The sequence below is a fragment of the Paraburkholderia sp. J8-2 genome (assembly GCF_905220195.1).
Lineage (GTDB): Bacteria > Pseudomonadota > Gammaproteobacteria > Burkholderiales > Burkholderiaceae > Paraburkholderia.
In genome coordinates this window covers 1-24,339 of sequence record NZ_CAJMZA010000025.1, presented here as the reverse complement: position 1 = coordinate 24,339, position 24,339 = coordinate 1, and the positions used below count along the sequence as shown (strand labels likewise).

The following is a 24,339-nucleotide window of genomic DNA, read 5'->3' as shown; positions in this document are numbered from 1 at the left end:
AAATACGCACTGCGATTTTATCTAATAGAATAAGATAATCATTGCGAGGCGTCAAACAACGCGCGCGGCCCGGCCGCGGCTTTCCCCAGTTCTTGCTCAACCCAGACAAGGCAGCCTCTCAATGGACACCATCGTTCCCACACTGCCCAGGTCAACTGAAGGCCTTTCCCAATCTGCTTCGCGTGGAGAGGGACCGCCCACCTCGATGCGTTTTCTGGAATCGCTGAAGGTCAAGGTCATGCCGCCCACGGCGGGCGGCGTGCAGATTCCGCGCGAGGCGTTGTGCGACAAGATCTGCGCTTCGCCGGCCAAAGTCGTGCTGGTGCGCGCACCGGCCGGCTTCGGCAAGACTTCCTTGCTCACGCAGAGCTTTCGCATGCTGGAGGCGCGCGGCGTGACGAGCGCATGGCTCACGCTCGACCGTTCGGACAACGACACCTCGCGTTTTCATCACAACCTCACGAAGGCCGTGGCACGGCTTGGCGTCGACGCGCGCGTTGACCCTATCAGCGCGCTCGCCTCGTGGCAGGGGCCGTTCGCGCTCTTTCTCGACGATCTCGAAACGGTGTATGAGCCCGCCGTGCTCGGCTGGCTGCGCGAAGTGATCGATCAGCTGCCGCACGGCTGCCGCGTCGTCATCGGCTCGCGCAACCTGCCCGCGCTCGGCCTCGCCCGCCTGCGCGCGCGCGGCCAGCTCTGTGAGATCGACACGGAGGACCTGCGCTTCGATTTGCGCGAGACCGACAAATTCTTCGGTCAGCGCAGTGCGATCCGGCTTTCCATCGACATGCTCGACCAGCTGCGCCGCAAAACCGAGGGCTGGATCGCGGGGCTCTGGCTCGCTTCGATGGCGCTCGAGCGCAGCCACGATGCCGCCGATTTCATCGAGCGCTTCTCGGGCGCGGATATTGGCGTGGCGGACTATCTCGCCGAAGACGTGCTCGCGAGCCAGCCGGAGGATGTGCGCGACTTCCTCTTGCGCACGAGCATCCTGCGCCAGCTCGACGCGTCGACGTGCCAGGCGATCTGCCCGCGCGTGGACTGCGAGCAAATGCTGGAACGCCTCGACGCGATGAACCTGTTCATCACGCCGCTAGCGGGCAAGACGCGTGCGTGGCGCTATCACAGCCTGTTCGCGGATTTCCTGCGTACGCAGCTCGTGCGGGAGCGGCCCGACGACGTCATGCGCCTCAATCTCGCGGCCTCGGGCTGGTACGAATCGCAGGGACGCGTGGTGCAGGCGATCGATCACGCGATCGAAGGCGGCGACTTTCCGCAGGCCGTCTATCTGCTCGACAAGTACGCGGAACCGTATCTTGAGCAGGGGCGCATGCGCATGCTCGCGCGCTGGTTCGCCGCGCTGCCGCCTGCGCTGCTCGACGCTCATCCGTTTCTTCAGGTCATGGCGCTCTGGGCAATCTGCTTCACGCAGGGGCCGTGGGTTGCGATGCAGCAGCTCGAAACGTCGCGTTGCATCGCGAGCGACGATCCAGGCGTGCGCGCCAATGTCGCGGCGCTGCGTCCGCTGCTGCTGGCCATGCAGGACCGTTACGAGGAAGCGCTGGAGGCGGGCCGCGTGGCGATGGCCGCGCTCCCCACGGGCAAACCATTCGCGGATAGCCTGCTGCTCAACGTGACGGCGAACGTGCTGGCGACGCTCGGCGAGGAGCATGAGGCGCAGCGGCTGCTCGACGAGGCGCGCCGCGAGCAGGGCAGCAGCGCGTTCAACCGTATGTACATCGAATCGTCGGAAGGGTTGCTCGATCTGTACGGCGGCCGCATGCGCCAGGCCACCGCACGCTTTCAGCTGGCCGTCGACGCCACGCGGCAAACGAGCTATCCGCACTCGCACGGCAATGCGTGGGCAGGTGTGCTGTTCGCCTGTACCCTTTACGAGGCCGACAAGCTCGAACAAGCCGACCGCCTGCTGAACGTCTATTTGCCGCTCGCGCGCGATATCGGGCTGCCCGACCACATGATCATGACGCACGTGGCCCGCTCGCGTATCGCGTTCGTTTCCGGCGACGTGGAGAGCGCGCTGCTGCTTTTGACCGAGCTCGAATACGTTGGGCATCTGCGCCAGTTGCCGCGTGTGGTGGCGAGCGCGAAGCTCGAGCGCGCGCGCGTGCTGCTGCTCCAGGGCAACAGCGCGGCGTCGCTCGACGAACTGCGGCGCGCCAACGACGAAGCGGTCTGGGGTCGCGAGCGCGACCAGCGGCTGCCCGCACACGATCTGGAGTACTACGCGCTGGCGAAGCTGCGCTGGGAGCTGACGTTTGGCGACGTGCACTCGGCCCTGCCGCTCATCGCGCGCGAAATGGCGGCGGCCGAATCGGCGCAGCGTTATCGCCGGCTGCTCAAACTGCGTCTGCTCCATGCGATCGGCCTGCAGCGCGCGGGCGATCTCGGCGCGGCCGTCAAGGAAGCCGACACCGTGCTGCGCACCGCGAGCGAAGAGGGGTTCGTGCGCCTCATCCTTGAGGAAGGCCCGGCCGTAGCGCCGCTGATCCAGTGTTACGACGCGCTGTCGCGCGAGCAGGCCGGCGCGCTGCGCAATCCTATCCTCTCTGAGTACGTGCAGCGCCTGCTCAAAGTGCTCGGGCCAGCGCCCGAGGTCGGCAACAGTGGTTTGCAGGAGCCGCTCACGCGCAGCGAGATCCGCGTGCTGCAACTGCTCGCGGGAGGCGATTCGAACAGCGCCATTGCGAACAAGCTCTTCGTTTCGGACAGCACCGTGCGCACGCACCTTCGCAACATCAACGTCAAGCTCGGAGCGCATAGCCGCACGCAGGCCGTGGCCACTGCGCGGCGCCTCGGGATCATCCGCTAGACGGCCGCAATCAGGCGGAGGGAAAAGAGAATGAGCGGACCTGAACCGCGCACCATGCCCTACCGGGCGGCGTATGGAAATGGCGTGTACGTGAGGTCGCTGGCCATCCGCAGTCCGGCGCCGGGACGGGTGAGCCTCGCGATGGAGGACCCGGTGCACGCGTTCCAGATCGACTTCGAGCACCGCGACGACCGCGTCACGGCGGTCCTGGCGGGCTGGTTGCGTCAACCGCTCAGCTCGTGCGCAGGCGCGCCCGAGGCGCTGGCCGATGCGATGGTGGGATGCCGCCTGAGCGACAACCTGTTCGATATCGCGCGCCACACGGATGCGGCTTCGCAATGCACGCACATGTACGACATGTTCTGCCTGGCTGCGACCCATGCCAGCGCGCGGCGCGCCGACTGCCGCTATGACGTGACGGTGCCCGATGCCGTGGACGGCCCGCGCCGCGCGACGCTCACTCGCAATGGCGAAACGCTGCTGGCGTTCGCCATCGACGGGAACGACACGATCGTCGATCCGCCCGCCTACGGCGGCATCGGCGTGCTGAAGGGGTTCATGGCATGGGTGCGCGCGCACGTGCCGCCGCAGCAACATGAGCACTATTTCATCATGCAGCGCGCGCTGTTCGTTGCGCGCAGCCAGCGGATCGACATCGAATCGATGATCGGCGAGCCGGCGAGCCACAGCGGTCCTGCCGCCGGAACCTGCTTCGGTTCGCAGCCTCAGCGATACGGGACGGCGCTGCGTGTTGGCGTCGTGCGGCGCTTCGAGCGCGAAACGGCCGGCGAAGCGCTGAACTTCTTCGATCCGCGGTAGGCGCGCGGAAGGCCGGTTTCAGGCATCGGCGTTGCCGAGGAACGTTTCGAACGTCGCGCGTCCGTTGGCCGGGCGCATGACGGTCGCGAGCGCGAACTGCTCGGCGTGGAATTGCTCGTCGAGCGTGCGCCCGTGGCCTTCGTCGATCAAGCGCTTGACCCATTGCACGCCGAGCGGCGGCAACGCCGCGATCTCGCGCGCCTTCGCGAGCGCCGTTTCCAGCAGTGAGGCGCGCGCGACGACCTCGTGATGCAGGCCAATGCGCAGGCCTTCCCCGGCACTCACGATGCGTCCCGTCATCAGGATCTCCTTCGCGCGCGCGGCGCCTACGAGTTGCGGCAATTGCCATGCGCCTTCGGCGGCGTTGTGCAGCGTTGCAGCGACGCGAAAGTCCGCTTCGGGGCACGCGAGGCGGATATCGGCCGCCATTGCGTAGAGCGCGCCCACGCCGTGCGCGAGACCGTTGAGCGCGGCGATTATAGGCTTGGGATGACGCGCAATCGTGTGGATCACCGGGCAGCGGTGCAGCGTGGCGCCAAGCATCTGATCGGCTTGCATCGCGGCCATCTCGCGAATGTCGTAGCCCGCGCTGAACGCACGCTCGCCTGCGCCGGTCAGGACAATGGCGCGCACGGTCTCGTCGCTGGCCGAGGCGGCTAGCGCGTCCGCCAGTGCGTCCGCGAGCTCGATCGTGACGGCATTGAGCGCGCGCGGACGATTCAGCGTGAGTTGCAGCACGCCCTCGTGCGGGCGCTCGATCAGCAATGCGGGTTCGTTCATGTGCGTGCGGCGAAAAGCCGAAGGGAAGGGAAGCGCTCAGTCCTGCATGTAGTGACGCCACGCGCGGTGGAACACGCGATTGCCGACTTCGTTGAGGCCGAGCAGCACCGGACCCGCATGCGGCATGTTCGCCGACGCCTGGATGCTGTTGCCCACGGGCACGTCCTCGTTGAGGATGGCGGCCGAGGCGATGTTCCAGTTCTTCTCCATGATCGCTTCGCCGCGTTCGTCGAGGTGCTTGTGCGGCGTGAGGATGCGCAGCATCGCCCGGCATCGGCCGGGGTCCCTGGCGTTCTGGTAGATCGTCCAGTGCTCGATATGATGCGGATGCAGCACGAAAGTCGCATTCGGCGAGACGAGATTGCCGAACACCGCATACTCGTCGAGCGGCGATTGACCCGGCGGCTCGTCGAGGATCCTGTCGATCGCGCGGCGCGGCGTGGCCGTCACATGATGGTGGCCGAAGTCCTCGATCGCCATCATGTTCAGATAGAAGTACGGCTTGATCGTCGCGCCGTGCACGAAAGACACGTGATAGCCGTCGAGCACGCCTTCGAGCATGATCTTCCAGTTCTGGTCGAACTCGAACGTCGCGCTGCGCCAGACGTGGTAGCGCTCGAGTCCGTACTCGGCGAGCAGCGTGTCCATCTCGGGGCCGAGATGAGCGGCCACGTCGATGCTGCCCTCCGGATGCTCGACGATCCAGACGAAGCCGTGGCGCTCCTCGACCGGCAGTTGCACGAGGCGCCGTTCATCTGTGCGGCAGGCGCCGAAGGTTTCGCTAAACGAGATCGCCTTGAGCGAACCGTCTCCCGCGTAGCTCCACCCGTGATATGGACACACGAACAGATTGCGCCTGCCCGATTCCTGCTTGACGAGGGTGGCGCCACGATGGCGGCACGCGTTGACCATCGCCTTGACGCTGCCGTCCTTCTGGCGCGAGACGATCGCTTCGGTCCGGTTGAGCTGCACCGTGACGAAGTCGCCGGGTTCGGGTACCTGCGAGCGGTGGAGCGCCATCATCGGCAGCTTCTCGAAGATCTTCGTGCGCTCGGCGGCGGCGATCTCCGTGTCGGCGTACATGGACAGATCGTAAGGCAGCATGTCGGCCGTCTGATCGGTCGTGCCGTTGCGCACATGCTCGAACAACCGTTGTGCAAAGCGCTTGTTGCGTTCGGGGCTGAAGTACATGGAGTCGATCCTTTGCAGAAGCCGAGGCTACGCGCCGGGTCGCGGCTCAGGGTTGCGGAGCGGCGAGGGCCTTGTCGGGCGCGGGTACATCGTTCGCGAAAACGCGCGCGGCATCGCGCAGCGACTCATAGAGCTGCGCGAACTTCGTGCGCTGCAGCTTGCCCGTTGAGGTGCGCGGCAGGCTCTCCTCGACCAACACGATCTCCTTCGGGGTCTTGTAGGCGCCAAGCGCCGCGCGCGCTGCCTGCATCAGCGCGCGCGCATCGAGCCCTTGCGCACCGTGCACGACGGCGACCACGCGCTCGCCCCAGTTCGCGTCGGGCATGCCGAACGCGACGATCTCGATCACCCCGGGCAGTGCGCTCATTGCGCGCTCGACTTCGGCGGGATAGATGTTGACGCCGCCGCTGATGACCATGTTCTTCTTGCGGTCCGTGATCTGGATGTGGCCCGCCTCGTCGATTCGGCCCAGATCGCCGGTGCGATACCATCCGTTCTGCCATGCTTCGGCGGTGGCGGCCTCGTTGCCCCAGTAGCCCGAGAACATCTGCTCGCCGCGCAGGATCAGCTCACCCACCTCGCCACTCTGGCAGGGCGCACCTGACACATCGACCACGCGCACTTCGACCGTGGGCAGCGGCACGCCGCAGGCCCAGGGCTTTTCGAGCGCGTGTTGCTCGTTGGGCGTGGCGATCAGCCCGCTCGCCTCGGTGCAGCCGTAGACCTGGCGGATGCGTACACCTTTCTCGATGTAACGCTGCAATAGCGCAGGAGAAACAGGCGCGCCGCCGGTCGCGGCGGAACTGAGCGACGCGAGGTCCGCCGTGGCGAACTGAGGCGAATCGGCCATGCGCTCCCAGAGAATGGGGACGCCCGTGATCGCCGTGATGCGCTGGCTCGTGATGGTCCCGAGCGCGCGCTCGGGATCCGCGGATTCCTCGATATAGATACAGCCGCCCGCGAGATAGGTCGGCGAATAGACCGAGATGATGCCGCCCGTAAACGCGAATGGGGCGAGCAGGAGCACGCGCTCCTCCGAGGTGAAGCGGTTTGCCGCGATGGTGCTCATGCCCATGGCGCGGATGGCGCGGTGGCTCAGCATCGCGCCTTTGGGCAGGCCCGTGGAGCCCGATGTGAACGTGACCACGGCGATGTCGTCGGGCTGCACGTCGATCGAAGGCGGGGGGGCGTCTCCCTCGATCGCCTCTCTGAACGCGATCGGCGCAACATCGGCCTGCAGCGCGAACAGGTGGATGTCGGCCGAGCCGTTCGCGCGCGCCGCGACGGACGGCGCCAGACGTTCGACATCGCGCGCGACTGAAACGAGCGCAGTGCAGCCCACGCTCGCGACGATCTCGCGCAGTTCGCCGTCGCCATAGCGCGGATTCAACGGCACCAGGATGGCGCCGGCTTTCAGTGCGGCGCACCAGGTGACGACCCATTCCAGGCAATTGTTGAGGAGGCAGCCCACACGATCGCCCCGACCGAGGCCTATGCGCGCGAGGCTCGCGGCCAGCGCGTTGGCGCGCCGGTCCAATTCGGCCCATGTGAGGTTCTCGCCCCTGAAAACGGCGGCCGGTTCATCGCCGCGCATGGCGGCCCAATAGGAGCAATAGCGGGCGAGATTCACGTTGTGTCTCCGAATGGCGATTGAGTCGCCTGTTTATACGGATTGCGCCCGGGCTGGGATGCGCCGCTTCGTGTTATCAGAAGCGGCGATCAGGCAGGCGCGGGGCGGCCGATCGCCCTGATTCTGACGGCTCGCGCGCACGTCGTGCGTCGTCGGTTCCGACGATTCGCCTGCTCGGGCGCGCGCCGCAAGTTCCTGCTCGTGAGCTATCTTGCATCGCCCTTGACTTTCATTTAGATGATGACTACCATCTAAACAACATCGAACCACGGAGCACGGGTCATCATGAGGAAGTCGAAGGTCGAAACGGCGCAAACGCGCGAGCGCATCGTGGAAGTTGCGGCCGGCGCGTTCAGGGCGAATGGCATCCATGCAACGGGCCTCGCCGACGTCATGGCCGCCGCAGGGCTTTCGCATGGCGGCTTTTATCGCCATTTCGAGTCGAAGGATCAACTGGTCGCCGAAGCCTGCGAAGCGGGCCTGGCCGGCATCGTCGAAAATCTCGCCGCCGCAGCGGCCGGGGCTACGGGCGAGGACGCGTTCCGTGCGGTCGTGGACGCGTACATGTCCACCGGTCATCGCGATGCGCGCGCAAATGGTTGCCCACTGGCCGCCATGGGCAGCGAGCTGGCGCGCGCGGACGACGCTGCGCGTGCGGCGGCGTCGCGCGGGTTCGACGCGCTCGTCGACATGCTGGCGGCGCGCATGGCAACGCCGGAAGAAGAGGCGGACCGGTCGCAGGCCGTGTTCACGCTAGCGGCCATGATCGGCGCGCTGACCATGGCGCGCATCATCCCCGATCAAGCGGCTTCGGCGTCGCTGCTGCAGGACGTCAGGCAACACATCGAAATGCTTTAAACGAAAACTGTCGCCAGAGAATGGCGATTCGATTCGCGCTCATATGTGCATATGCACTTGAAATGGAGAATTCATCATGCAACAGCGTAAGTTCCTGATTACCGGCGCTACCGGCAAAACCGGCGTGCATGTGGTGGGCAATCTGCTCGAAGCCGGACATGCGGTGCGCGCGATGGTCCATCGGGAAGACGCGCGCAGCGCTGCGCTGCGCGCGGCTGGCGCCGAAGTCGTGGTGGGCGACCTGCTCGATCACGACGATCTGATTCGCGCCACAGCAGGCGTGACGGGCGCTTATCTTTGCTATCCCGTGCGGCCCGGATTCATTCAGGGCACGGCGTATTTCGCAGACGCCGCCCGCCGCGCCGGTCTCGAAGTCGTGGTGGAAATGTCGCAGATCTCGGCGCGCGAACAGGCGAAAAGCCACGCCGCGCGCGATCACTGGATCGCGGAGCGCGTACTCGACTGGTCCGGTGTGCCGACCGTTCATATTCGTCCGACCTTCTTTTCCGAATGGCTGATCTTCCCTTGGGTGCGCGACACGATCGTCAAGGAAGGGCAGATCACGCTGCCTTACGGTGCGGGACGCCATGCGCCGATCGCCGCCGTTGACCAGGCGCGCTTCATCGCCACGGTGCTCTCGCAACCGCAGGGGCATATTGGCAAGACGTATGAGCTTTGCGGCCCGGTCGAACTCGACCACCACGGCATTGCCGAAGAAATCGGCAAGGTCATCGACAGGAAGATCGTATATCGCCCCGGCACGCTCGACGAATATCGGGCGCATTTGCAGAGGTACGACTTGCCGGAGTTTGTGATCCAGCACTTCATTGAAGTCGCCGTCGACTACCAGAACGGCGTATTCGAAGGGACCGATAAAGTCATCGAGCAAGTTACCGGAAGGGCGCCGCAGACGGTCGAGGCATTCGTTCGCGCCAACCGCGAGCTTTTCCAGTCTTGATCCAATCGATCGTTTGATTACTTTGCAGTACTGATCCAGGAGATTAAAAATGAAGATCAAGAATTCCGTTGTGTTCGTTACGGGCGCAAGCCGCGGCCTCGGTCTGGCCTTTGCACGCGAGGCGCTCGCGCGCGGGGCCGCCAAGGTCTATGCAGGGGTGCGCAACCCGGAAGGCTTTAGCGAGCCCGGCATCATTCCCGTCAAGCTCGACGTGACCGATCCGGCTTCGGTCACGGCCGCGGCGAAGGTCGCGTCGGACGTGACGCTGCTTGTGAACAACGCCGGGATCGCTGAAATACTCGAGACGCCGCTTTTGGCAGAGGCGGAAGAACAGGCCCGGCGCATTTTCGAAACGAATTTTTATGGCGTCATTCGCACGACCCGCACTTTCGAATCCGTGCTTCCGAGCGATGGAAACGGTGGCGTCATCAACGTGCTCTCCGATGTTTCGTGGCGAGCCGTGCCGTTCCTCGCGCCGTATTCCGCTTCGAAGGCGGCGGCATGGAGCTATACGAACAACATCCGGTTGCATTTCAGGGCGCGCAATATCGGCGTGGTCGGCGTGCATGTCGGCTTTGTCGATACCGATCTCACCAAGGATTTCGACGTGCCGAAAGTCAGCCCCGCCGATGTCGTCCGGCAAGCCTACGACGCGCTTGAGGCGGGCGAAAGCGAAGTGCTGGCGGACGAGGGAAGCCGGGAGTTGAAGCAATCGCTTTCCGCTGCGGTGCCGGGCTACATCGACCCCGCGGTGCTGCAGGCATGAGCAGCAGGTGGCCGGTCAATCGCCGCTCGGCAAATCCAGCTGCGCGTCGAGCCCAACGATTTTCCCGTCCACCACCCGATTGCGCAGCACGAGCGTGCCGCCATGGGCGGCCGCCACGCTGCGCGCAATCGTGAGCCCCAACCCTGTACCACCCGGCGCATCGCTGCGACGCGAATCGACGCGGAAATAAGGTTCGAACACGCGTTCGAGCAGCGCGGTGTCGGCAATGCCGGGCCCATTGTCGCTGATCACCACGCGCACGCCATGCTCAACGTCGCTTACGGTGACGCTTGCTTCGCCGCCATAGCGAATTGCGTTGTCGAAAAGATTCTGCAGGCAGCGTTTGAGATTGCGCGCAAAGCCCGGAATGGGCGCATGCACGCTGCCCGTCACGCTCACATGATGGCCCTGCTCGCATGCATCGCTCGCGAGGCCTTCTAGCATCGAAACGAGGTCGATGCGCTGGCGCGGCTCGGTGATCTCCACACCCTGCACGGCGTCGAGCGTGGCGCGCACCATGCCTTCCATGTCTTCGAGGTCGCCGCGCAAGCGCTCGCGCGAAGCCGCGTCCGGCAGCATTTCCACGCGCAGCCGCAGCCGCGTGAGCGGCGAGCGCAAGTCGTGCGAGACCGCGCTCAAAAAGCGCGTCCGCGCGGCAAAGCTGTCGATCAACTGCTGCTGCATGGCGTTGAACGAGTGCGCCGCGTTGCGCACTTCGCGCGGCCCCGTTTCCTGCAAGGGCGCGCGATAGATGTTGCGCCCGAGCGCTTCGGCCGCCGCCGCAAAGCGGCGCAATGGCGCAAGCGCAAAGCGCACCGCAATCAACGCGATCAGGCACACGGCAACGAAGCGCAGCGCATAGATGCGCAGCAGGTAATCCATCACGAGCGCGCCGCGCTCGGTATGCATGCCCGCCTGGCCCTCGTTCGCGTGGATATCGAGCCACCCTTGACCCGGCACCTCGAGCTGCACGTGAAAGTCGCCGGTCGGCATGCGCGAGTCGAACAGGCTCAGCACGCCGCCTTCGCGGCGCGCGCCGTCGCGCACCTGGGCGTCGATCAGGTGCACGTCGATGGGCTCTTGCAGGCGCTTGCGAATCACGCCCTCGATCAGCCCGGCGGTGGCGCGCTGCGCGAGCGAAAGCGTGGCGGGCACCGCTAGCGGCGCGCCTTGCACCCACTTGAGGCGGTAACGGTCGTCGCCGAGCGTGCCGACGATCGCCTCGCGCGTCGCGGCGTCGGGCGCGCGCTGGATCAGGCGCACCGTATCGGCGAGACGGCTGCCGAAGAGGCGCGCGGGAATTTCGAGCGTGCGGTTGTCGTGCGTTTCGAACCAGATCGTGCTGGTCAGCAACTGACCCGCGAACATGCCCGCCGCGAGAATCACGACGAGGCGCCCGAAGAGCGTATCGGGCCAAAGCGGCCAAAGGCGCAACTTCGATGCGAAACGAGCAAACCGCCTCACGCTTCGTACCCAACGTCGGCCACGAGCATATAGCCCTCGTTGCGCACGGTGCGAATGAGCGTGGCCTCGCGCGCCGAATCCTTGAGCTGCTGGCGCAGCCGGCTCACGCAGACGTCGATGGCGCGGTCGAGCGGCGTCATGCTCTTGCTGAACACCTGGTCGAGCAGAAATTCGCGCGAGAGCGGGCGGTTCGGATGGTCGAGCAGCGTGCGCAGCGTGCGGTAGTCCGAGCCGCCTAGCGAAACGACCACGCCGTCCGGCGAGCACATCTGCTTCATGCGCGTGTCGAGGCGCCAGCCCGCGAAGGTGATGAACGCGTTCGCGTCGGCGGGGCGCGTACCGGGCACCGCGCGCGTGCGGCGCAGGACCACCTTGATCTTGGCGAGCAGCTCGCGCGGATCGAAGGGCTTGGGCAGATAGTCGTCGGCGCCCATTTCGAGGCCGAGGATGCGGTCGAGCAGGCCGCCGCGCGCGGAAAGAATAATGACGGGCGTGTCGTGGACCCGGCGCAGCTCGCGCGTGAGGTCCAGTCCGTCTTCGCCGTCGAGCATGAGGTCGAGCACGATCAGGTCGACCTGGGCGGTGCCGAGTATCTGCTTCATCTGCGCGCCGTTGGTGGCGGCGCTCGCCTGGTAGCCCATCTCGCGCAGGTAGTCGCGCAGCAGTTGCCGGATGTTGGCGTCGTCGTCGACGACCAGTATGTGATCCATCTTTTTTCTCTTGCCGCCGCGGGACTGAAGCCGCGCCAACACATTCCATTACAAAACGGCCGGTTTCAACACATCGCCATTACAAATGACCGTTAAAGTTGCGCTCGCAAATAGCAATCGTTCGCATTTACAGAATATATCATGTTGACCTTTCGATTGATCCCTGGCTTGACCCGCGTGGCGCTGCGGGGCGCCGTATCCGTTGCGACTGCGGCTGCAACTTCGGCCGCCATCGCCTTGAGCTGCGGCGCCACCGCCGCCCAGGCCGCCACGCCGGCGCCCGCGCAGACGGCCCAGGCGCCGCGCGTCGTGACCGATCTCGCAGGCCGCACGGTCAAGGTGCCTGCCGAGCCGCATCGCATTCTGCTTGGCGAGAGCCGTCTGCTTGCGGCGGTCGCGCTGCTCGAGGGTCAGAAGCCGCTCGCGCGCATCGTGGGCTGGCAGGGCGACCTGCCGACCATGGACCCGCAGACTTACGAGGCCTACGCGCAGCGCTTCCCCGAAATTCGCCAGATCCCGCTGATCGGCAAGGCGACCGAGGACAGCATCAGCGACGAGAAGGCGCTCGCGCTCAAGCCCGATGTGGCGATTTTCAGCGTGGCGGGCCACGGCCCGAGCCGTTACAACGCGCTCGTCAAGCAACTGGAAGCGACCGGCACGACCGTGGTGTTCGTCGATTTCCGCGTGCACCCGATGCAGAACACGCTGCCGAGCATCAAGCTGCTTGGCGCGGTCCTGCACCGCGAGAAGGAAGCCGATGCCTATATCCAGTTCTATCAGCAGCATCTCGCGCGCGTGCAGCAAGTGGTGAATGCGATTCCCGAGTCGCAGCGCCCGAAGGTGTTCGTGGACATGCTGGCGGGCGTATGGGACGCGGGCTGCTGCCACACGGCGGGCAAGGGCAACTTCGGCGAGTTCGTGGATGCCGCGGGCGGCCGCAACATCGCAGCGGGCCTCTTGCCCGGCGTGCTCGGCGACATCAGCATGGAGCAGGTGATCGCGGCGCAGCCCGACGTGTATATCGCCACGGGCAGCCGCACGAAGCCCGGCCTCGCTTCGCTGCGCGTGGGCGCGCTCACGAGCGAGCACGATGCCGATGCGAGCCTCGCGCAACTGGTCGCGCGTCCCGGCTTCGACACCATCAAGGCGATTCACGATGGGCGCGTGCACGGCATTTCGCACAACTATTACGACTCGCCGTACAACATCGTCGCGATCGAGGCGTTCGCGAAGTGGTTCTATCCGCAGCAGTTCAGCACACTCGATGTGCACGCGACCGAGCGTGAACTGTATCGCCGCTTCCTCGCGATTCCCGATACGGGTACGGAGTGGGTCGATGCGCCGTTGCCTGCGGCGCAAGCGCAGCAGGCCGCGCGATGAACAGCGTGCGCCTGGCCGCAGAAGCCACGCGGCCGCTCGACGCGATGTCCGATGCGCACGACGCCAAGGCCCAGATGCGCGCCTACGCGCGCCTCACGCGCCGCCGCGTGCTGTGTCTCGCAGCGGTCGCGCTGCTGATCGTCGCCTCGCTGCTGTTCGACCTCAGCTCCGGCCCTTCGGGTCTGCCCATTGCGACCTTGCTGCGCACGATTTTCCAGCCCGCCTCGGCGGACCCCGCCACTAGCGTGATCGTGTGGCAGATCCGTCTGCCGTATGCGGTCATGGCGCTCGTGGTCGGCGCCTCGCTCGGCATTTCGGGCGCGGAGATGCAGACGATCCTCAACAATCCGCTCGCGAGCCCCTATACGTTGGGCGTTTCGGCGGCGGCCGCCTTCGGCGCGTCGCTCGCCATCGTGCTCGACGTGGCGATCCCGGGTGTCGCGCAAACGTGGATCGTTTCGGCCAACGCATTCGTGTTCGCGTTCGCTTCGGCGCTCATGCTCGATTTCGTCGCGCGCTGGCGCGGCATGAGCACGGCGGGCGTCGTGCTGATGGGCATCGCGCTCGTGTTCTCGTTTCATGCGCTCGTCGAGCTGATGCAGTTCATCGCCTCCGCCGACGCGCTGCAGGGCCTCGTGTTCTGGACGCTCGGTTCGCTCGCGCGCGCCGACTGGCCGAAGATCGGCGTGCTCACGGCGGCGCTCGCGCTCGCCGTGCCGTTCTCGATGCGCAACGCGTGGACGCTCACCGCGCTGCGTCTGGGCGAAGAGCGCGCGGCGAGCTTCGGCATCGACGTGCGGCGCCTGCGCCTGGGCACGCTGTTGCGCGTGTCGGCGCTTTCGGCGCTCGCGGTGTCGTTCGTCGGCACCATCGGTTTCGTTGGGCTGATCGCGCCGCATATCGCGCGCACGCTGTTCGGCGAGGATCATCGCTTCTATCTGCCGGGCAGCCTGCTGCTCGGCGCACTGATGCTCTCGCTCGCCTCCATCGCTTCGAAGCTGCTGATTCCGGGCGTGCTCATTCCGGTGGGCATCGTCACGGCGCTCGTGGGCATTCCGCTCTTTCTCGGCATCGTCGTGCGCTCGCAGGGGATGTCGCAATGAGCGGGCTGTCGATCCACGCGCTTTCGGTGCGCTACGGCAAGCGCGAAGTGCTCAGCGAATTGAGCGCGGGGCCGCTCGCGCGCGGCGAGATCACGGCGCTGCTCGGACCGAACGGCAGCGGCAAATCCACCTTGCTGCGCACGCTGGCGGGCCTGAACGCGCCGCGCAGCGGCTCGCTCACGCTCGATGGCGCGCCGCTCAAGCTGACTGCCGCGGGCGCTCGCTCGCACAGCGTGGTTTATCTGCCGCAAGCGTTGCCGGCCGGCGTGCGCCTCGCGGTGCTGGAGTCGGTCGTGGTGGCGGCGCGCGCGGGGCGCGATCCGGCGTCGCAGTTTGGCGCGTCGCGCGGGGCGTCATCCATGCAAATCGCGCACGCGCATGCGGTGCTCGAGCGGCTTGGCATTGCCGCGCTTGCGGGCCGCTCGCTCGACGAGCTCTCGGGCGGGCAGCGCCAGCTGGTGGGTATTGCTCAGGCGCTGGTGCGCGATCCGCAGGTGCTGCTGCTCGACGAGCCGTGCTCCGCGCTCGACCTCAATCACCAGTTCCAGGTGATGCAGGTGCTGCGCGACGTGACCCGCGAGCGCGCGATCGTCACGGTGGTCGTGCTGCACGACATCAATGCGGCCGTGCGTGCCTGCGACCGCGCGATGCTGCTGCATCGAGGGCGGATAGTGCGCCTGGGCGCACCGGCCGAGGTCGTCACCGCCGATAGCCTCGCCGAAGTGTTCGGCGTTCGCGCGCGCATCGAGCCATGCTCGCGCGGACAGCTTCAAGTTCTGATCGACGGTCTCGCCGGTCAGCAGGGCATCGCCAGCCGCCAGTAGCGCGGCCCAGCCAGCCCGTTCAATCCGCCGTTTCAGCGCGCGTCTTTACGACGCCGGCACCGTATTCGCACCACGCGAATGCGGTGCCGGTTCGCGCGCTGCGCGGCCATCGCCACACGTAACACTCGTGATCACTCGAAGGAAAAAACAATGAAAAAGACGCTCGTCGCCGCAGCCCTCGCCGCGGCTTACGCATGCGGGGCCCATGCGCAAAGCAGTGTGACGCTGTACGGCGTGATCGACGCCGGACTCTCGTACAACAGCAACGCAGGCGGCCATAGCCTCTTTGCGGCCGGCAGCGGCAACGTCACGGGCAGCCACTGGGGCGTGACCGGCAGCGAGGACCTGGGCGGCGGCACGCGCGCGATCTTCCGCCTCGAGAGCGGCTTCAGCGTGACGAACGGCACGCTGCGCCAGGGCGGGCGCATGTTCGGCTACCAGGCGTACGCGGGCCTCGAAAACAATCGCTACGGCGCGCTCACGTTGGGCCGGCAATATGACTCCGTGGTCGACTATCTCGCGCCGCTCAGCTTCACGGGGCGTCATCCGGGCGGCAACAATCTCTCGGCTCACCCGTACGACAACGACAATCTCAACAACTCGTTTCGCGTGAACAACGCGGTCAAGTACGCGAGCACGAACTATGGCGGCGCGAAGTTCGGCGCGCTCTACGGCTTCTCGAACGAGGCGGGCGGGTTCGACGACAATCGCCTCTACAGTTTTGGCGCGTCGTACGATTTCGGCGGATTCGAGTTCGGCACGGGCTACCTGCAGGCGAACAACGGCGGCAGCAGCAACACGAACGGCGCGCTCACGCTGACCGACCGCACGTTCATCGCGGCCCAGCAGCGCACCTATGGCGCGGGCGTGAACTACATCACGCGCAATGCGCGCTTCGGCTTTGTGTGGACGCGCACGCAGCTCGGCGGCCTCGACACGATCAACGGCGCGAACAGCCTTGGCCTCGTGCAGAACGGGCAGGGCGCAAGCTTCAGCAACTACGAGGTGAACGCGAGCTATATGTTCACGCCGCAATTCAGCCTGAACGGCGTGTACACCTACACCCAGGGCGCGCTTTCGAGCTCAGGCGGCGAACATCACCCGCGCTGGCACGAGGTGTCGGTGCAGGCCGACTATTTCCTCTCGAAGCGCACCGACGTCTATGCGCAGGCGACCTACCAGCACATCAGCGCGGATGGCTCGGGTCTGGGAGCGGATATCAGCGGGCAGTCGGCGTCGTCGACGAATCAGCAGACGGTTGTTGCGATCGGCATGCGGCACCGGTTCTAGGCGTGGCGCAGCCTGACGCAACCTAAAGCAGGCTGGCAACGCTGACGATGCTGCTTGCGCCGGCGTCCGCGCTAACACTGGCGCCGGCGCTGGCGAGCATCGTCCCGCGGCAACCAGGCGTGCCGCAGCGGCAGGTGTATTCGCGGATGGTGTCTTCGCAGGCGTCGTCGGACAATTCGAGCGCGTAGTCGATGAATAGCTCTTCGCCCGGCAGGATGTCGCGGCATGCGTCGATGAATACGTGGCCGTTGATTTCGACGGTTTCGCAGTTCGCCTGGCACGCGTGATTGAGCCAGCGCGCCCAGTTGCCGCCCTGGCCGCCGTCGATCACGCGGCCATCGGACAGGCCGAAGAGAAACGTATGCGCGCCGTCTTCACGCAGACGATAACGCCGGGCCGCGCTGCGCCAGCTCATGATCTTGCCTTTGTATTCGAAGATGCGCTCGCCGGCCCGCAGGGGGCGCAATGCGTAGACGCCTTTTCCGTGCACCGGCGACTGCCGGACAGTCATTCGTTTGCTCATGGCCATCTTCGCGCGCGTTGAACGCGTGCAGTATAAGCGGCTAGTATGAAAGCGAGTGTTGAAAATGCATATGAGCGTCGATGCTGCTTATCGCGCCTTCGCACGTTGCGTGCACCGTGTTGAAGCAGACCGCACTCGACTCGCCGCTGCTGACCCGTGCCTGGCACCCAGTTGACCTCGCGGGCAGGATCAGGGCAACATACCCGGGTTTATTTCTCGGGTTTCCCGATCCAATTCATGAGTGGGCATATGGCAAGCACGAATGAGCCAGGCGCAGAAGCCTCGTTGACCTATCGGCTGAAGGCCTTGACCAAGATCGCCGATCGTATGAGCAGCGAGATGTCGCGCGACAAACTGGGTGTGCCGTATCCGGAGGCGAGCATCATCGCCGCGATCGGCACGTTCGGACCGCAAACCGTGATGGACATCTCGCGGCGCGCCAACCTCGACAAGAGCCAGGCGAGCCGCACGGTCGAGGCCATGCTCGCCAAGGAGATCCTCGCGCGCGCCGGCAACGACAAGGACGGGCGCAGCGTCATCATTTCGCTCACCGCCGAAGGGCGCAAGATCTTCAAGAAGATCGGCCCGACGCTGGAAAAGCGCGACAGCGACCTTTACCACGGGCTGAACGAGGCCGAGCGCGTTGCGCTGCGCTTTTTGCTCGACAAGATCCTCGCGTCTCATGGCTGGGACGCCACGCCCTGAGCGCCTGCGCATCCGTGCATGACTTCCCGGCACGCAATCAGTCATTGAATTGTCATCAAACTGCCGCCGCGAGACGTAGCGCGGTTTTGTGGCGGCCTTGGCGTTAACGCTCAGTGGCGCCTGAACATAAAAGAATGGCATTGGAAGCAAAAAGCGCTTCTCTGGATTGCCGTATCGTTCCCTCACATTGAAAACCTGCTGAACGTGCCGTGCAAACGGTCGGCTTCAGCATGCGGATCTAATTTTTCCTTGGAGCGGGACGAAATGAAAGACATCATCGCGGAAAGCCACGAAACAAGCACCCACGATCGCGCGACGAGCGCTGTGGCACACACTGGCACGAACCGCGCAAACCACAGCGCCGCAGCGCGCTCGCCGTCGAACTGGGCGTGGGCGACTCCGACCAGCCAGTACGACTGGATGGACGGCCACGCGCCGTTCGCGCTACTCGACTAGCTCAAACGTGTCAATGATCTGGAGTCCGATGCGCTCCATTAAGCTATCGTTTGCGACAGGATGTCGCGAGCCATTGCCTTATTTCGGCACTATAGTTGACTTGTCATGTAAGTGAAAGTCGGCGGCGGGCTGCGCCGGAATGGAGGCAACAATGTTCAAAAACATCGGCGAAACGTATCTGGATCTGGTGGGCGATCGCACGCGCGTGCAAACCTCGCGCGTCACGCAGACGCTATTCGTGAAGGACAGGCTAGGCGGCCAGCTTCTGCTCGTTTCCCAGCACGGCAAGCCGCAGGCCGCGTTTCCGGCGACGGATCGCAATATCGAGGTCGTATTGTGTGCGGGCTTGCGCATACATGAGTACGTCATGCTCGACGGCCAGATCGACTATCAGGAAATCGCCGAAAGCCGAGACCATTTCGAAGACGCGGACGAAGGCATGGCCTTCGGCGCCGCGCACGCGTAGTCACCCGCAGTCACCCGTCGTTGCCCGAAGTCACTGCGGCTTCGGCGCCTGAATCATCTTCCAGCCGTTGCCGGCAGGGTCGCGAAAACCGGCGTCCACGCTGCCATAGCGGTCGACAGGCTCCTGAGTGAATTCCACGCCTAGCGCCTTCAGGCGCGCGTAGCTGGCACGGCAGTCCGCCACGGCGAGCACGAGAGGCGGCATGGCACCCTTGGCGACCATGGCGCGCAGCGTTTGCGCGGTGGCCTCGTCGTGAACGGGCGGCCCGGGCAGGAAGAGCCCGAGCTGGAACGAAGGCTGCTCCGGGTGCTGCACAGTGAGCCAGCGGTACGTGCCATTGCGCACGTCGGTATGCACACGGAATCCCAGCTTGTCGACGTAGAACTTGAGCGCTTCGTCCTGGTCGTCGACGTACAGGCCCACCACATTGATACCTTGGTTCATGTCACCTCCTTGATGGATGGCCGCACTTTAGCCTTGCCCGCGCGCCGGCGCTTCTCCAAAACTGCTGTGGTGAGGTCGGGGCGCTGCGCGGCTTTGAGCACGCAGGCGGGCACGCGGTCGATCTCGGGCAGGTTGGCCCGCACCTGAACGCGCATGGCGCTGGGGCTCAAGCCGGTAACGTCGCGAAATGTGCGGCCAAAGGTGCCAAGACTCTCCCAGCCGGTGGCGAAGGCGATATCCGTGATGTCGAGATCGGAGTCGCGCAACAGGGTGGTGGCCTGCTCGATGCGCCGTGTGAGCAGATAGCGATGCGGCGGGAGGCCGAAGGCACGCTTGAAGGAGCGCGCGAAATGCGCTTCGGAAACGCCGCTGACCTCGGCGAGGCGCTTGACCGGCCACGCCTCGTGGGAGGCGGCGTCCATGCGGTCTTTCGCGCGCAACAGACGGCGCAGCAGGGCCGGGTCCTGAAGGGGTTCGGTGTCGGGCGGGGCAGGCTGCGCGTGGTTGACGGCGGGTGCGCTAGTCGGCATGCATTCGTTTGAAATGGGTGGCATGCCGGTAGTTTAGGGCCCAACAGCGATCGAGAGCCGCTGACTGGCTTGCGATCGGGTGGGCCTGCCAGGCGTTGCTCACTGCGACTCGACGAACTGGATAATCTCGCCGTTGTCGCGCTTGAGGTACAAGTCAGCGCCTTTCATGCGCACCTCGTTGCATGAATACGGCATCTTGCTGCCCTTGCTGCAGATCTTGCCGTCCTCGGCTTGCCAGTTGCCGTGGTCGGCGAAACCTTTGCTCGACTTGAAGTCGTAGTCGCCGTTATTGCCATACTGCACATGCCATGTGCTGCCGTCGGCAATCTTGAGGTCGAACGCCTTGCCTGAAAGGCGTTGCTGGAGGTCGGCCGCGCTGGGGCTCGCGGAACCATCGGGGAAGGCCGCTGCATCTGCGAAAGCCGTAGCGGGAACGATGAGCAGGAGCGCAAGCAGCTTCTTCATGGTAGGTCTCCTGAAAGCCGGATTACTGCCTTGCTTCGACACGATGGAGTGGCGCGTGCGCTCGGGGGATAGCCTTGTGCGTGGCGCGGAGGCGGGCATGGCGCGCCGCTCCGTTCATGTTTTCACTATAGCCCTGCGCGAATGCACAGATGTGGCCCGGCGCACACAAGGTGTGTAACCGAGGCCGCACGTCGATGCCAGCGCATCGTTCGGCATGACGCCTCGATGCGCTGGCGGGCCGCGAGTGACTGGCCCCCCGGACCTTACTTCAACCGTCCCGCCAGGAACTGCTGCAGCCGCTCGCTGCGCGGCGCATTGAGCACTTCCTTGGGGTCGCCTTGCTCTTCGATCTTGCCCTTGTGCAGAAACACGACGTGATTCGAAACGTTGCGCGCGAAGCCCATTTCGTGCGTGACGACGATCATCGTGCGGCCTTCCTCGGCGAGCTTTTGCATGACCTTGAGCACTTCGCCCACGAGTTCGGGGTCGAGCGCGGAGGTCGGTTCGTCGAACAGCATCACTTCGGGCTCCATCGCCAACGCGCGGGCAATCGCCACGCGCTGCTGCTGGCCGCCTGAGAGGTGCGACGGGTACTTGTGCTCGACACCGGCAGCGAGGCCCACCTTGTCGAGATACTTGCGCGCGCGGGCCTCGGCGTCGCTGCGGCTCAGTCCAAGCACGCTGACAGGCGCCTCGATGATGTTCTCGAGCACGGTCATGTGCGCCCAGAGATTGAAATGCTGAAAGACCATCGAAAGGCGCGTGCGCATTTTCTGGAGCTGCTTCGGATCGCTCACGCGCAGCGCGCCGCTGCGGTCGGCGCTCGTGCGGATTTCCTCGCCATTGAGCGTGATGCGTCCCGAGCAGGGTGATTCGAGAAAGTTAATGCAACGCAGAAACGTGCTCTTTCCCGAACCGCTCGATCCGATCAGGCTGATCACGTCGCCAGCCTTTGCCTTGAGCGATACGCCCTTCAAAACCTCGTTCTCGCCGAACTTCTTGTGCAGGTCGTCGACAATCAGCTTGTACATACTCGGTTCACTCCATCAGGACTGCAGGAAATTCTTTAATGGCCTTGCGGCTTCAGATAGGCCAGCACACGGGTTTCGAGGCGGCGGAAACCCCAGATCAGGGCGAAGACGATGGACGCATAGAGCGCCGCTGCAATGCCGTACGCCTGAAACGTCATATAGGTGGCGGAATTCGCGTCGCGCGCCACCTTCAGGATGTCGGGCACGGTCGCGGTGAACGCGAGCGTCGTGGCGTGCAGCATGAGGATCACTTCGTTGCTGTACGAGGGCAGGGCGCGCCGCAACGCGGAAGGCAGAATGATGCGCGTGTAGACCTTCGTCTTCGACATGCCATAGGCCTGGGCCGCTTCGATCTCGCCATACGAGGTTTCGCGAATCGCGCCCGCGAAGATTTCGGTGGCGTAGGCGCACTCGTTCAATGCAAACGCCAGCAGCGTGCAATTCATGGCACTGCGAAAGAAGTCGCCAAGCACCGGATTGGCATGCACGAAATGCAGGCTGTAGAGGCCCGTGTAGCACAGCAGCAACTGCACATAGAGCGGCGTGCCGCGGAACACGTAGGTGTAGACCCACACGGGCCGCGAAAGCCACGGGTTGCGCGAAGCGCGTGCAATGGCGAGCGGCACGGCAAGCAGAAAGCCCACTACGATCGAGACGACCAGGAGCCAGAGCGTAATGGCGAGGCCGCTGGTGTTGAAGCCGTCGCTGTACAGATAGTTGGGCCAGTATTGACGAAGCAGTTCGATCACAGCGCTGCCCTCCGCACACCGGTCGAATAGCGCTTTTCGAGGCGGTGCAATGCCAGATTGGAAACCGTGGTGATGGCGAGATAGATCGCGCCGGTCACGAGCGTGAAAAAGAAGAACGCCTGGGTGGCCTTGCCCGCGTCCTGCGCGGCTTTCACCACGTCGGCCAGACCGATGATCGAAACGAGCGCCGTGGCCTTCACGAGCACCTGCCAGTTGTTGCCGATGCCGGGCAGCGCGAAGCGCATCATCTGCGGGAACAGGATGCGCGTGAACACGCGCGTGGAACTCATGCCGTATGCGAAGCCCGCTTCGATCTGTCCGCGCGGAACGGCGAGAAACGCGCCGCGGAAGGTCTCCGTGAAATACGCCCCGTAAATGAAGCCGAGCGTGATGACGCCGGCCACGAACGGGTCGATGTCGATCTGGTCCATGCCCATCATGTCGGTCACGTCGTTGAGCCAGATCTGGATGCTGTAGAACAGCAGCAGCATGAGCACGAGGTCGGGCACCGCGCGAATGAGCGTGGTGTATGCGGTGCCGATACGCGAGAGCATGCGGTTGGGCGAGAGCTTCGCGGCAGCGCCCGCAAGCCCGAGCACGAACGCGGCGCCGAGCGAAAGCACCGCGAGTTTGATGGTTTCCCACGTGCCCGCGAGGAGCAGCGGGCCGAAGCCTTGAAAGACCATGGAAGGATGTCCTCGTTCAGGGGAGCCACGCTCCCCTTTGTGGTTGCAGGAGAAGCCAGCGGCGCTTAGCCGCCGTACACGTCGAAGTCGAAATACTTCGACTCGATCTTCTTGTACGTGCCGTCCTTGATCATGTCGGCGATCGTCTTGTCGATCTTCGCCTTGAGGTCGGCGTCTTCCTTGCGCAGGCCGATAGCAGCGGCGCCGGTGGGGATTTCCGAGCCTGCGAACGCGAAGCCTGCGCCGCGCGGCGTCTTCAGAAAGCCGAGATTGGCCTGCACTTCGTCTTGCAGTGCAGCGTCGAGGCGCCCTGATTGCAGATCCAGATACACCTGATCCTGGTTCTGGTAAGGAATCACGTTGACGCCCTTGGGCGCCCAGTTCTGCTTTGCGTAGGTCTCCTGAATCGAACCCTGCTCGACGCCCACCGTCCGGCCTTGCAGCGAAGCGACGCTCGGCTGCAGCGGCGAACCCGCTTTCGCAACGAGGCGCGTGGGCGTATTGAAGAGCTTGGCCGAGAAGGCGATCTGTTGCTCGCGCTGCGGGGTGATCGTGAGCGCGGAGAGCGCACCGTCGAACTTCTTGGCCTTCAGGCCCGGAATCATGCCGTCGAAGTCCTGCTCGACCCACACGCACCTGGCGTTCAGGCGCCGGCAGATCTCATTGCCGAGGTCGATGTCGAAGCCGACCAGCTCGCCATCCGTCGCCTTCGATTCGAACGGCGCGTAGCTTGCGTCGGTGCCGAAGCGGATGGTGGACCAGTCCTTCGCATACGCGCCACCGGCGGCAAGGGCGAGGGCGACACACAAGGCAAGTTTCTTCATGAAGTCTCCGATAGGAATAGTTGGCGTGTGCCCGGTCATGTACTGGAGGTTCGGCCCGGCAAGTTGTCTATACAATTATCGATGTGTCGAAAAGACCGGCAATCGGTGTTATCACCTGGGGATTTCACTGTGTCGAAATCGAAAGATGGCGTAATTCAGGCGTCAGGAAGTGAAACTTCGGGTATACGTGGAGCAGATTGAACTTGTATAGACAAGCTCGCTTCGGTAATCTGATTCCACCTTGTCCAGACAACTTTGACACCGCAATGAACATCAAACTGACTCCCGGCCATCTGACCCTTTCCCAACTGCGCCAGATCGCGCGCGCTGATGAAAACGGCGGCGTGAAGCTCGAACTCGATCCGGCCAGCTTCGCGGCCATCGACGCCGGCGCACGCGCCGTTGCCGAGATCACGGCGAAGGGCGAACCCGCCTACGGCATCAATACGGGCTTCGGGCGTCTGGCGAGCACGCATATTCCGCGTGACCAGCTCGAACTGCTTCAGCGCAACCTGGTGCTTTCGCACGCCGTGGGCGTGGGCGAGCCGATGTCGCGTCCGGTCGTGCGCCTTTTGATGGCGCTGAAGCTGTCGAGCCTGGGCCGCGGCCATTCGGGTATCCGCCGTGAAGTGATGGACGCGCTCATCACGCTGTTCAACGCCGACGTGCTGCCCGTAATTCCGGTGAAGGGTTCCGTGGGCGCCTCGGGCGACCTCGCACCGCTCGCGCATATGTCGTGTGTGCTGCTCGGCGTGGGCGATGTGTTCGCAAAGGGCGAGCGTATGAGCGCGCTGGAGGGCTTGCGTCTCGTCGGCCTCAAGCCGCTCGCCCTGCAGGCGAAGGAAGGTCTCGCGCTG

Annotated in this window: 26 protein-coding genes; 13 read left to right on the top strand and 13 right to left on the bottom strand. The window is 64.7% G+C overall.

The window, feature by feature from the left end:
- The first annotated feature begins 121 nt into the window (after positions 1–121).
- On the top strand, positions 122–2,830 hold the full coding sequence (locus tag U5A52_RS33065; RefSeq protein WP_321938133.1) for a LuxR C-terminal-related transcriptional regulator: 2,709 nt from the start codon (positions 122–124) through the stop codon (positions 2,828–2,830).
- A gap of 30 nt (positions 2,831–2,860) precedes the next feature.
- A complete protein-coding gene (locus tag U5A52_RS33060) occupies positions 2,861–3,649 on the top strand; it encodes a hypothetical protein (RefSeq protein ID WP_321938131.1) in 789 nt (262 codons plus the stop codon).
- Between the two features lie 18 nt (positions 3,650–3,667).
- On the opposite strand, the gene U5A52_RS33055 is transcribed toward U5A52_RS33060, so the two are convergent.
- The 3 genes from U5A52_RS33055 to U5A52_RS33045 are packed head-to-tail and all read right to left on the bottom strand — an operon-like array spanning position 3,668 to position 7,250.
- Complete coding sequence (locus U5A52_RS33055) at positions 3,668–4,429, bottom strand: enoyl-CoA hydratase/isomerase family protein (RefSeq protein WP_321938130.1); 762 nt, start codon at positions 4,427–4,429, stop codon at positions 3,668–3,670.
- A gap of 36 nt (positions 4,430–4,465) precedes the next feature.
- Positions 4,466–5,620 (bottom strand): aromatic ring-hydroxylating dioxygenase subunit alpha, encoded by a 1,155-nt coding sequence (locus U5A52_RS33050; RefSeq protein WP_321938128.1) that lies wholly within the window; start codon positions 5,618–5,620, stop codon positions 4,466–4,468.
- Between the two features lie 46 nt (positions 5,621–5,666).
- Positions 5,667–7,250: a class I adenylate-forming enzyme family protein gene (locus tag U5A52_RS33045; RefSeq protein WP_321938126.1), complete on the bottom strand. Its 1,584-nt coding sequence runs from the start codon at positions 7,248–7,250 to the stop codon at positions 5,667–5,669.
- Between the two features lie 285 nt (positions 7,251–7,535).
- Here U5A52_RS33045 and U5A52_RS33040 point away from each other — a divergent pair, with 285 nt between their 5' ends.
- From U5A52_RS33040 to U5A52_RS33030, 3 genes are all read left to right on the top strand, one after another.
- Positions 7,536–8,108: a TetR/AcrR family transcriptional regulator gene (locus tag U5A52_RS33040; RefSeq protein ID WP_321917115.1), complete on the top strand. Its 573-nt coding sequence runs from the start codon at positions 7,536–7,538 to the stop codon at positions 8,106–8,108.
- A gap of 76 nt (positions 8,109–8,184) precedes the next feature.
- Positions 8,185–9,066 (top strand): NAD(P)H-binding protein, encoded by an 882-nt coding sequence (locus tag U5A52_RS33035; protein ID WP_321938124.1) that lies wholly within the window; start codon positions 8,185–8,187, stop codon positions 9,064–9,066.
- Positions 9,067–9,115: 49 nt separating this feature from the next.
- Positions 9,116–9,832: an SDR family oxidoreductase gene (locus U5A52_RS33030; RefSeq protein WP_321938122.1), complete on the top strand. Its 717-nt coding sequence runs from the start codon at positions 9,116–9,118 to the stop codon at positions 9,830–9,832.
- 15 nt (positions 9,833–9,847) lie between these two features.
- Here U5A52_RS33030 and U5A52_RS33025 read toward each other — a convergent pair whose 3' ends face one another.
- Together U5A52_RS33025 and U5A52_RS33020 are read right to left on the bottom strand one after the other, a co-directional pair.
- Entirely contained in the window at positions 9,848–11,296 is a 1,449-nt protein-coding gene (locus tag U5A52_RS33025) for an ATP-binding protein (protein ID WP_321938119.1), read from the bottom strand.
- Positions 11,293–12,006, bottom strand: coding sequence for a response regulator (locus tag U5A52_RS33020; RefSeq protein WP_321938117.1), 714 nt, complete (start codon positions 12,004–12,006; stop codon positions 11,293–11,295). Before U5A52_RS33020 ends, U5A52_RS33025 begins: the two co-directional genes overlap by 4 nt.
- Before the next feature lie 141 nt (positions 12,007–12,147).
- Here U5A52_RS33020 and U5A52_RS33015 point away from each other — a divergent pair, with 141 nt between their 5' ends.
- From U5A52_RS33015 to U5A52_RS33000, 4 genes are all read left to right on the top strand, one after another.
- Complete coding sequence (locus tag U5A52_RS33015) at positions 12,148–13,386, top strand: ABC transporter substrate-binding protein (protein ID WP_321917108.1); 1,239 nt, start codon at positions 12,148–12,150, stop codon at positions 13,384–13,386.
- A 44-nt stretch (positions 13,387–13,430) separates the two neighbouring features.
- Positions 13,431–14,489: a FecCD family ABC transporter permease gene (locus tag U5A52_RS33010; protein ID WP_415764281.1), complete on the top strand. Its 1,059-nt coding sequence runs from the start codon at positions 13,431–13,433 to the stop codon at positions 14,487–14,489.
- Complete coding sequence (locus U5A52_RS33005) at positions 14,486–15,313, top strand: ABC transporter ATP-binding protein (protein WP_321938115.1); 828 nt, start codon at positions 14,486–14,488, stop codon at positions 15,311–15,313. The genes U5A52_RS33010 and U5A52_RS33005 overlap by 4 nt, the downstream gene beginning before the upstream one ends.
- A gap of 150 nt (positions 15,314–15,463) precedes the next feature.
- Positions 15,464–16,603, top strand: a complete 1,140-nt coding sequence (locus U5A52_RS33000) for a porin (RefSeq protein WP_321938113.1) — start codon at positions 15,464–15,466, stop codon at positions 16,601–16,603.
- A 22-nt stretch (positions 16,604–16,625) separates the two neighbouring features.
- Here the strand turns inward: U5A52_RS33000 and U5A52_RS32995 are convergent, their stop codons facing one another.
- Positions 16,626–17,126: an SET domain-containing protein gene (locus tag U5A52_RS32995; RefSeq protein ID WP_321917103.1), complete on the bottom strand. Its 501-nt coding sequence runs from the start codon at positions 17,124–17,126 to the stop codon at positions 16,626–16,628.
- Positions 17,127–17,375: 249 nt separating this feature from the next.
- Between U5A52_RS32995 and U5A52_RS32990 the strand changes: the two genes are divergently transcribed.
- From U5A52_RS32990 to U5A52_RS32980, 3 genes are all read left to right on the top strand, one after another.
- Positions 17,376–17,831: a MarR family winged helix-turn-helix transcriptional regulator gene (locus U5A52_RS32990; RefSeq protein ID WP_321917102.1), complete on the top strand. Its 456-nt coding sequence runs from the start codon at positions 17,376–17,378 to the stop codon at positions 17,829–17,831.
- A gap of 264 nt (positions 17,832–18,095) precedes the next feature.
- Positions 18,096–18,287: a hypothetical protein gene (locus U5A52_RS32985; RefSeq protein WP_321917100.1), complete on the top strand. Its 192-nt coding sequence runs from the start codon at positions 18,096–18,098 to the stop codon at positions 18,285–18,287.
- A 151-nt stretch (positions 18,288–18,438) separates the two neighbouring features.
- Positions 18,439–18,753 carry a hypothetical protein gene (locus U5A52_RS32980; protein ID WP_321938111.1) on the top strand — a complete coding sequence of 105 codons (315 nt, stop codon included), beginning with the start codon at positions 18,439–18,441 and terminating at the stop codon, positions 18,751–18,753.
- Between the two features lie 30 nt (positions 18,754–18,783).
- Here the strand turns inward: U5A52_RS32980 and U5A52_RS32975 are convergent, their stop codons facing one another.
- From U5A52_RS32975 to U5A52_RS32945, 7 genes are all read right to left on the bottom strand, one after another.
- Positions 18,784–19,197 (bottom strand): VOC family protein, encoded by a 414-nt coding sequence (locus tag U5A52_RS32975; protein ID WP_321938109.1) that lies wholly within the window; start codon positions 19,195–19,197, stop codon positions 18,784–18,786.
- Positions 19,194–19,727 (bottom strand): AraC family transcriptional regulator, encoded by a 534-nt coding sequence (locus U5A52_RS32970; protein WP_321938108.1) that lies wholly within the window; start codon positions 19,725–19,727, stop codon positions 19,194–19,196. Before U5A52_RS32970 ends, U5A52_RS32975 begins: the two co-directional genes overlap by 4 nt.
- Before the next feature lie 99 nt (positions 19,728–19,826).
- The gene (locus U5A52_RS32965) at positions 19,827–20,192 is read right to left on the bottom strand and encodes a hypothetical protein (protein WP_321917094.1); all 366 of its coding nucleotides are present in this window, start codon (positions 20,190–20,192) and stop codon (positions 19,827–19,829) included.
- A gap of 263 nt (positions 20,193–20,455) precedes the next feature.
- Positions 20,456–21,223 carry an ABC transporter ATP-binding protein gene (locus U5A52_RS32960; RefSeq protein WP_321938106.1) on the bottom strand — a complete coding sequence of 256 codons (768 nt, stop codon included), beginning with the start codon at positions 21,221–21,223 and terminating at the stop codon, positions 20,456–20,458.
- Positions 21,224–21,258: 35 nt separating this feature from the next.
- Entirely contained in the window at positions 21,259–21,972 is a 714-nt protein-coding gene (locus U5A52_RS32955) for an ABC transporter permease (protein WP_321938104.1), read from the bottom strand.
- On the bottom strand, positions 21,969–22,658 hold the full coding sequence (locus U5A52_RS32950; RefSeq protein WP_321917089.1) for an ABC transporter permease: 690 nt from the start codon (positions 22,656–22,658) through the stop codon (positions 21,969–21,971). The genes U5A52_RS32955 and U5A52_RS32950 overlap by 4 nt, the downstream gene beginning before the upstream one ends.
- Before the next feature lie 65 nt (positions 22,659–22,723).
- On the bottom strand, positions 22,724–23,482 hold the full coding sequence (locus U5A52_RS32945; protein WP_321938103.1) for an ABC transporter substrate-binding protein: 759 nt from the start codon (positions 23,480–23,482) through the stop codon (positions 22,724–22,726).
- 266 nt (positions 23,483–23,748) lie between these two features.
- On the opposite strand from U5A52_RS32945, the gene U5A52_RS32940 reads away from it, so the two are divergent.
- Positions 23,749–24,339 (top strand): aromatic amino acid lyase (locus U5A52_RS32940; protein ID WP_321938102.1); only part of this gene is annotated, 591 nt, incomplete at its 3' end.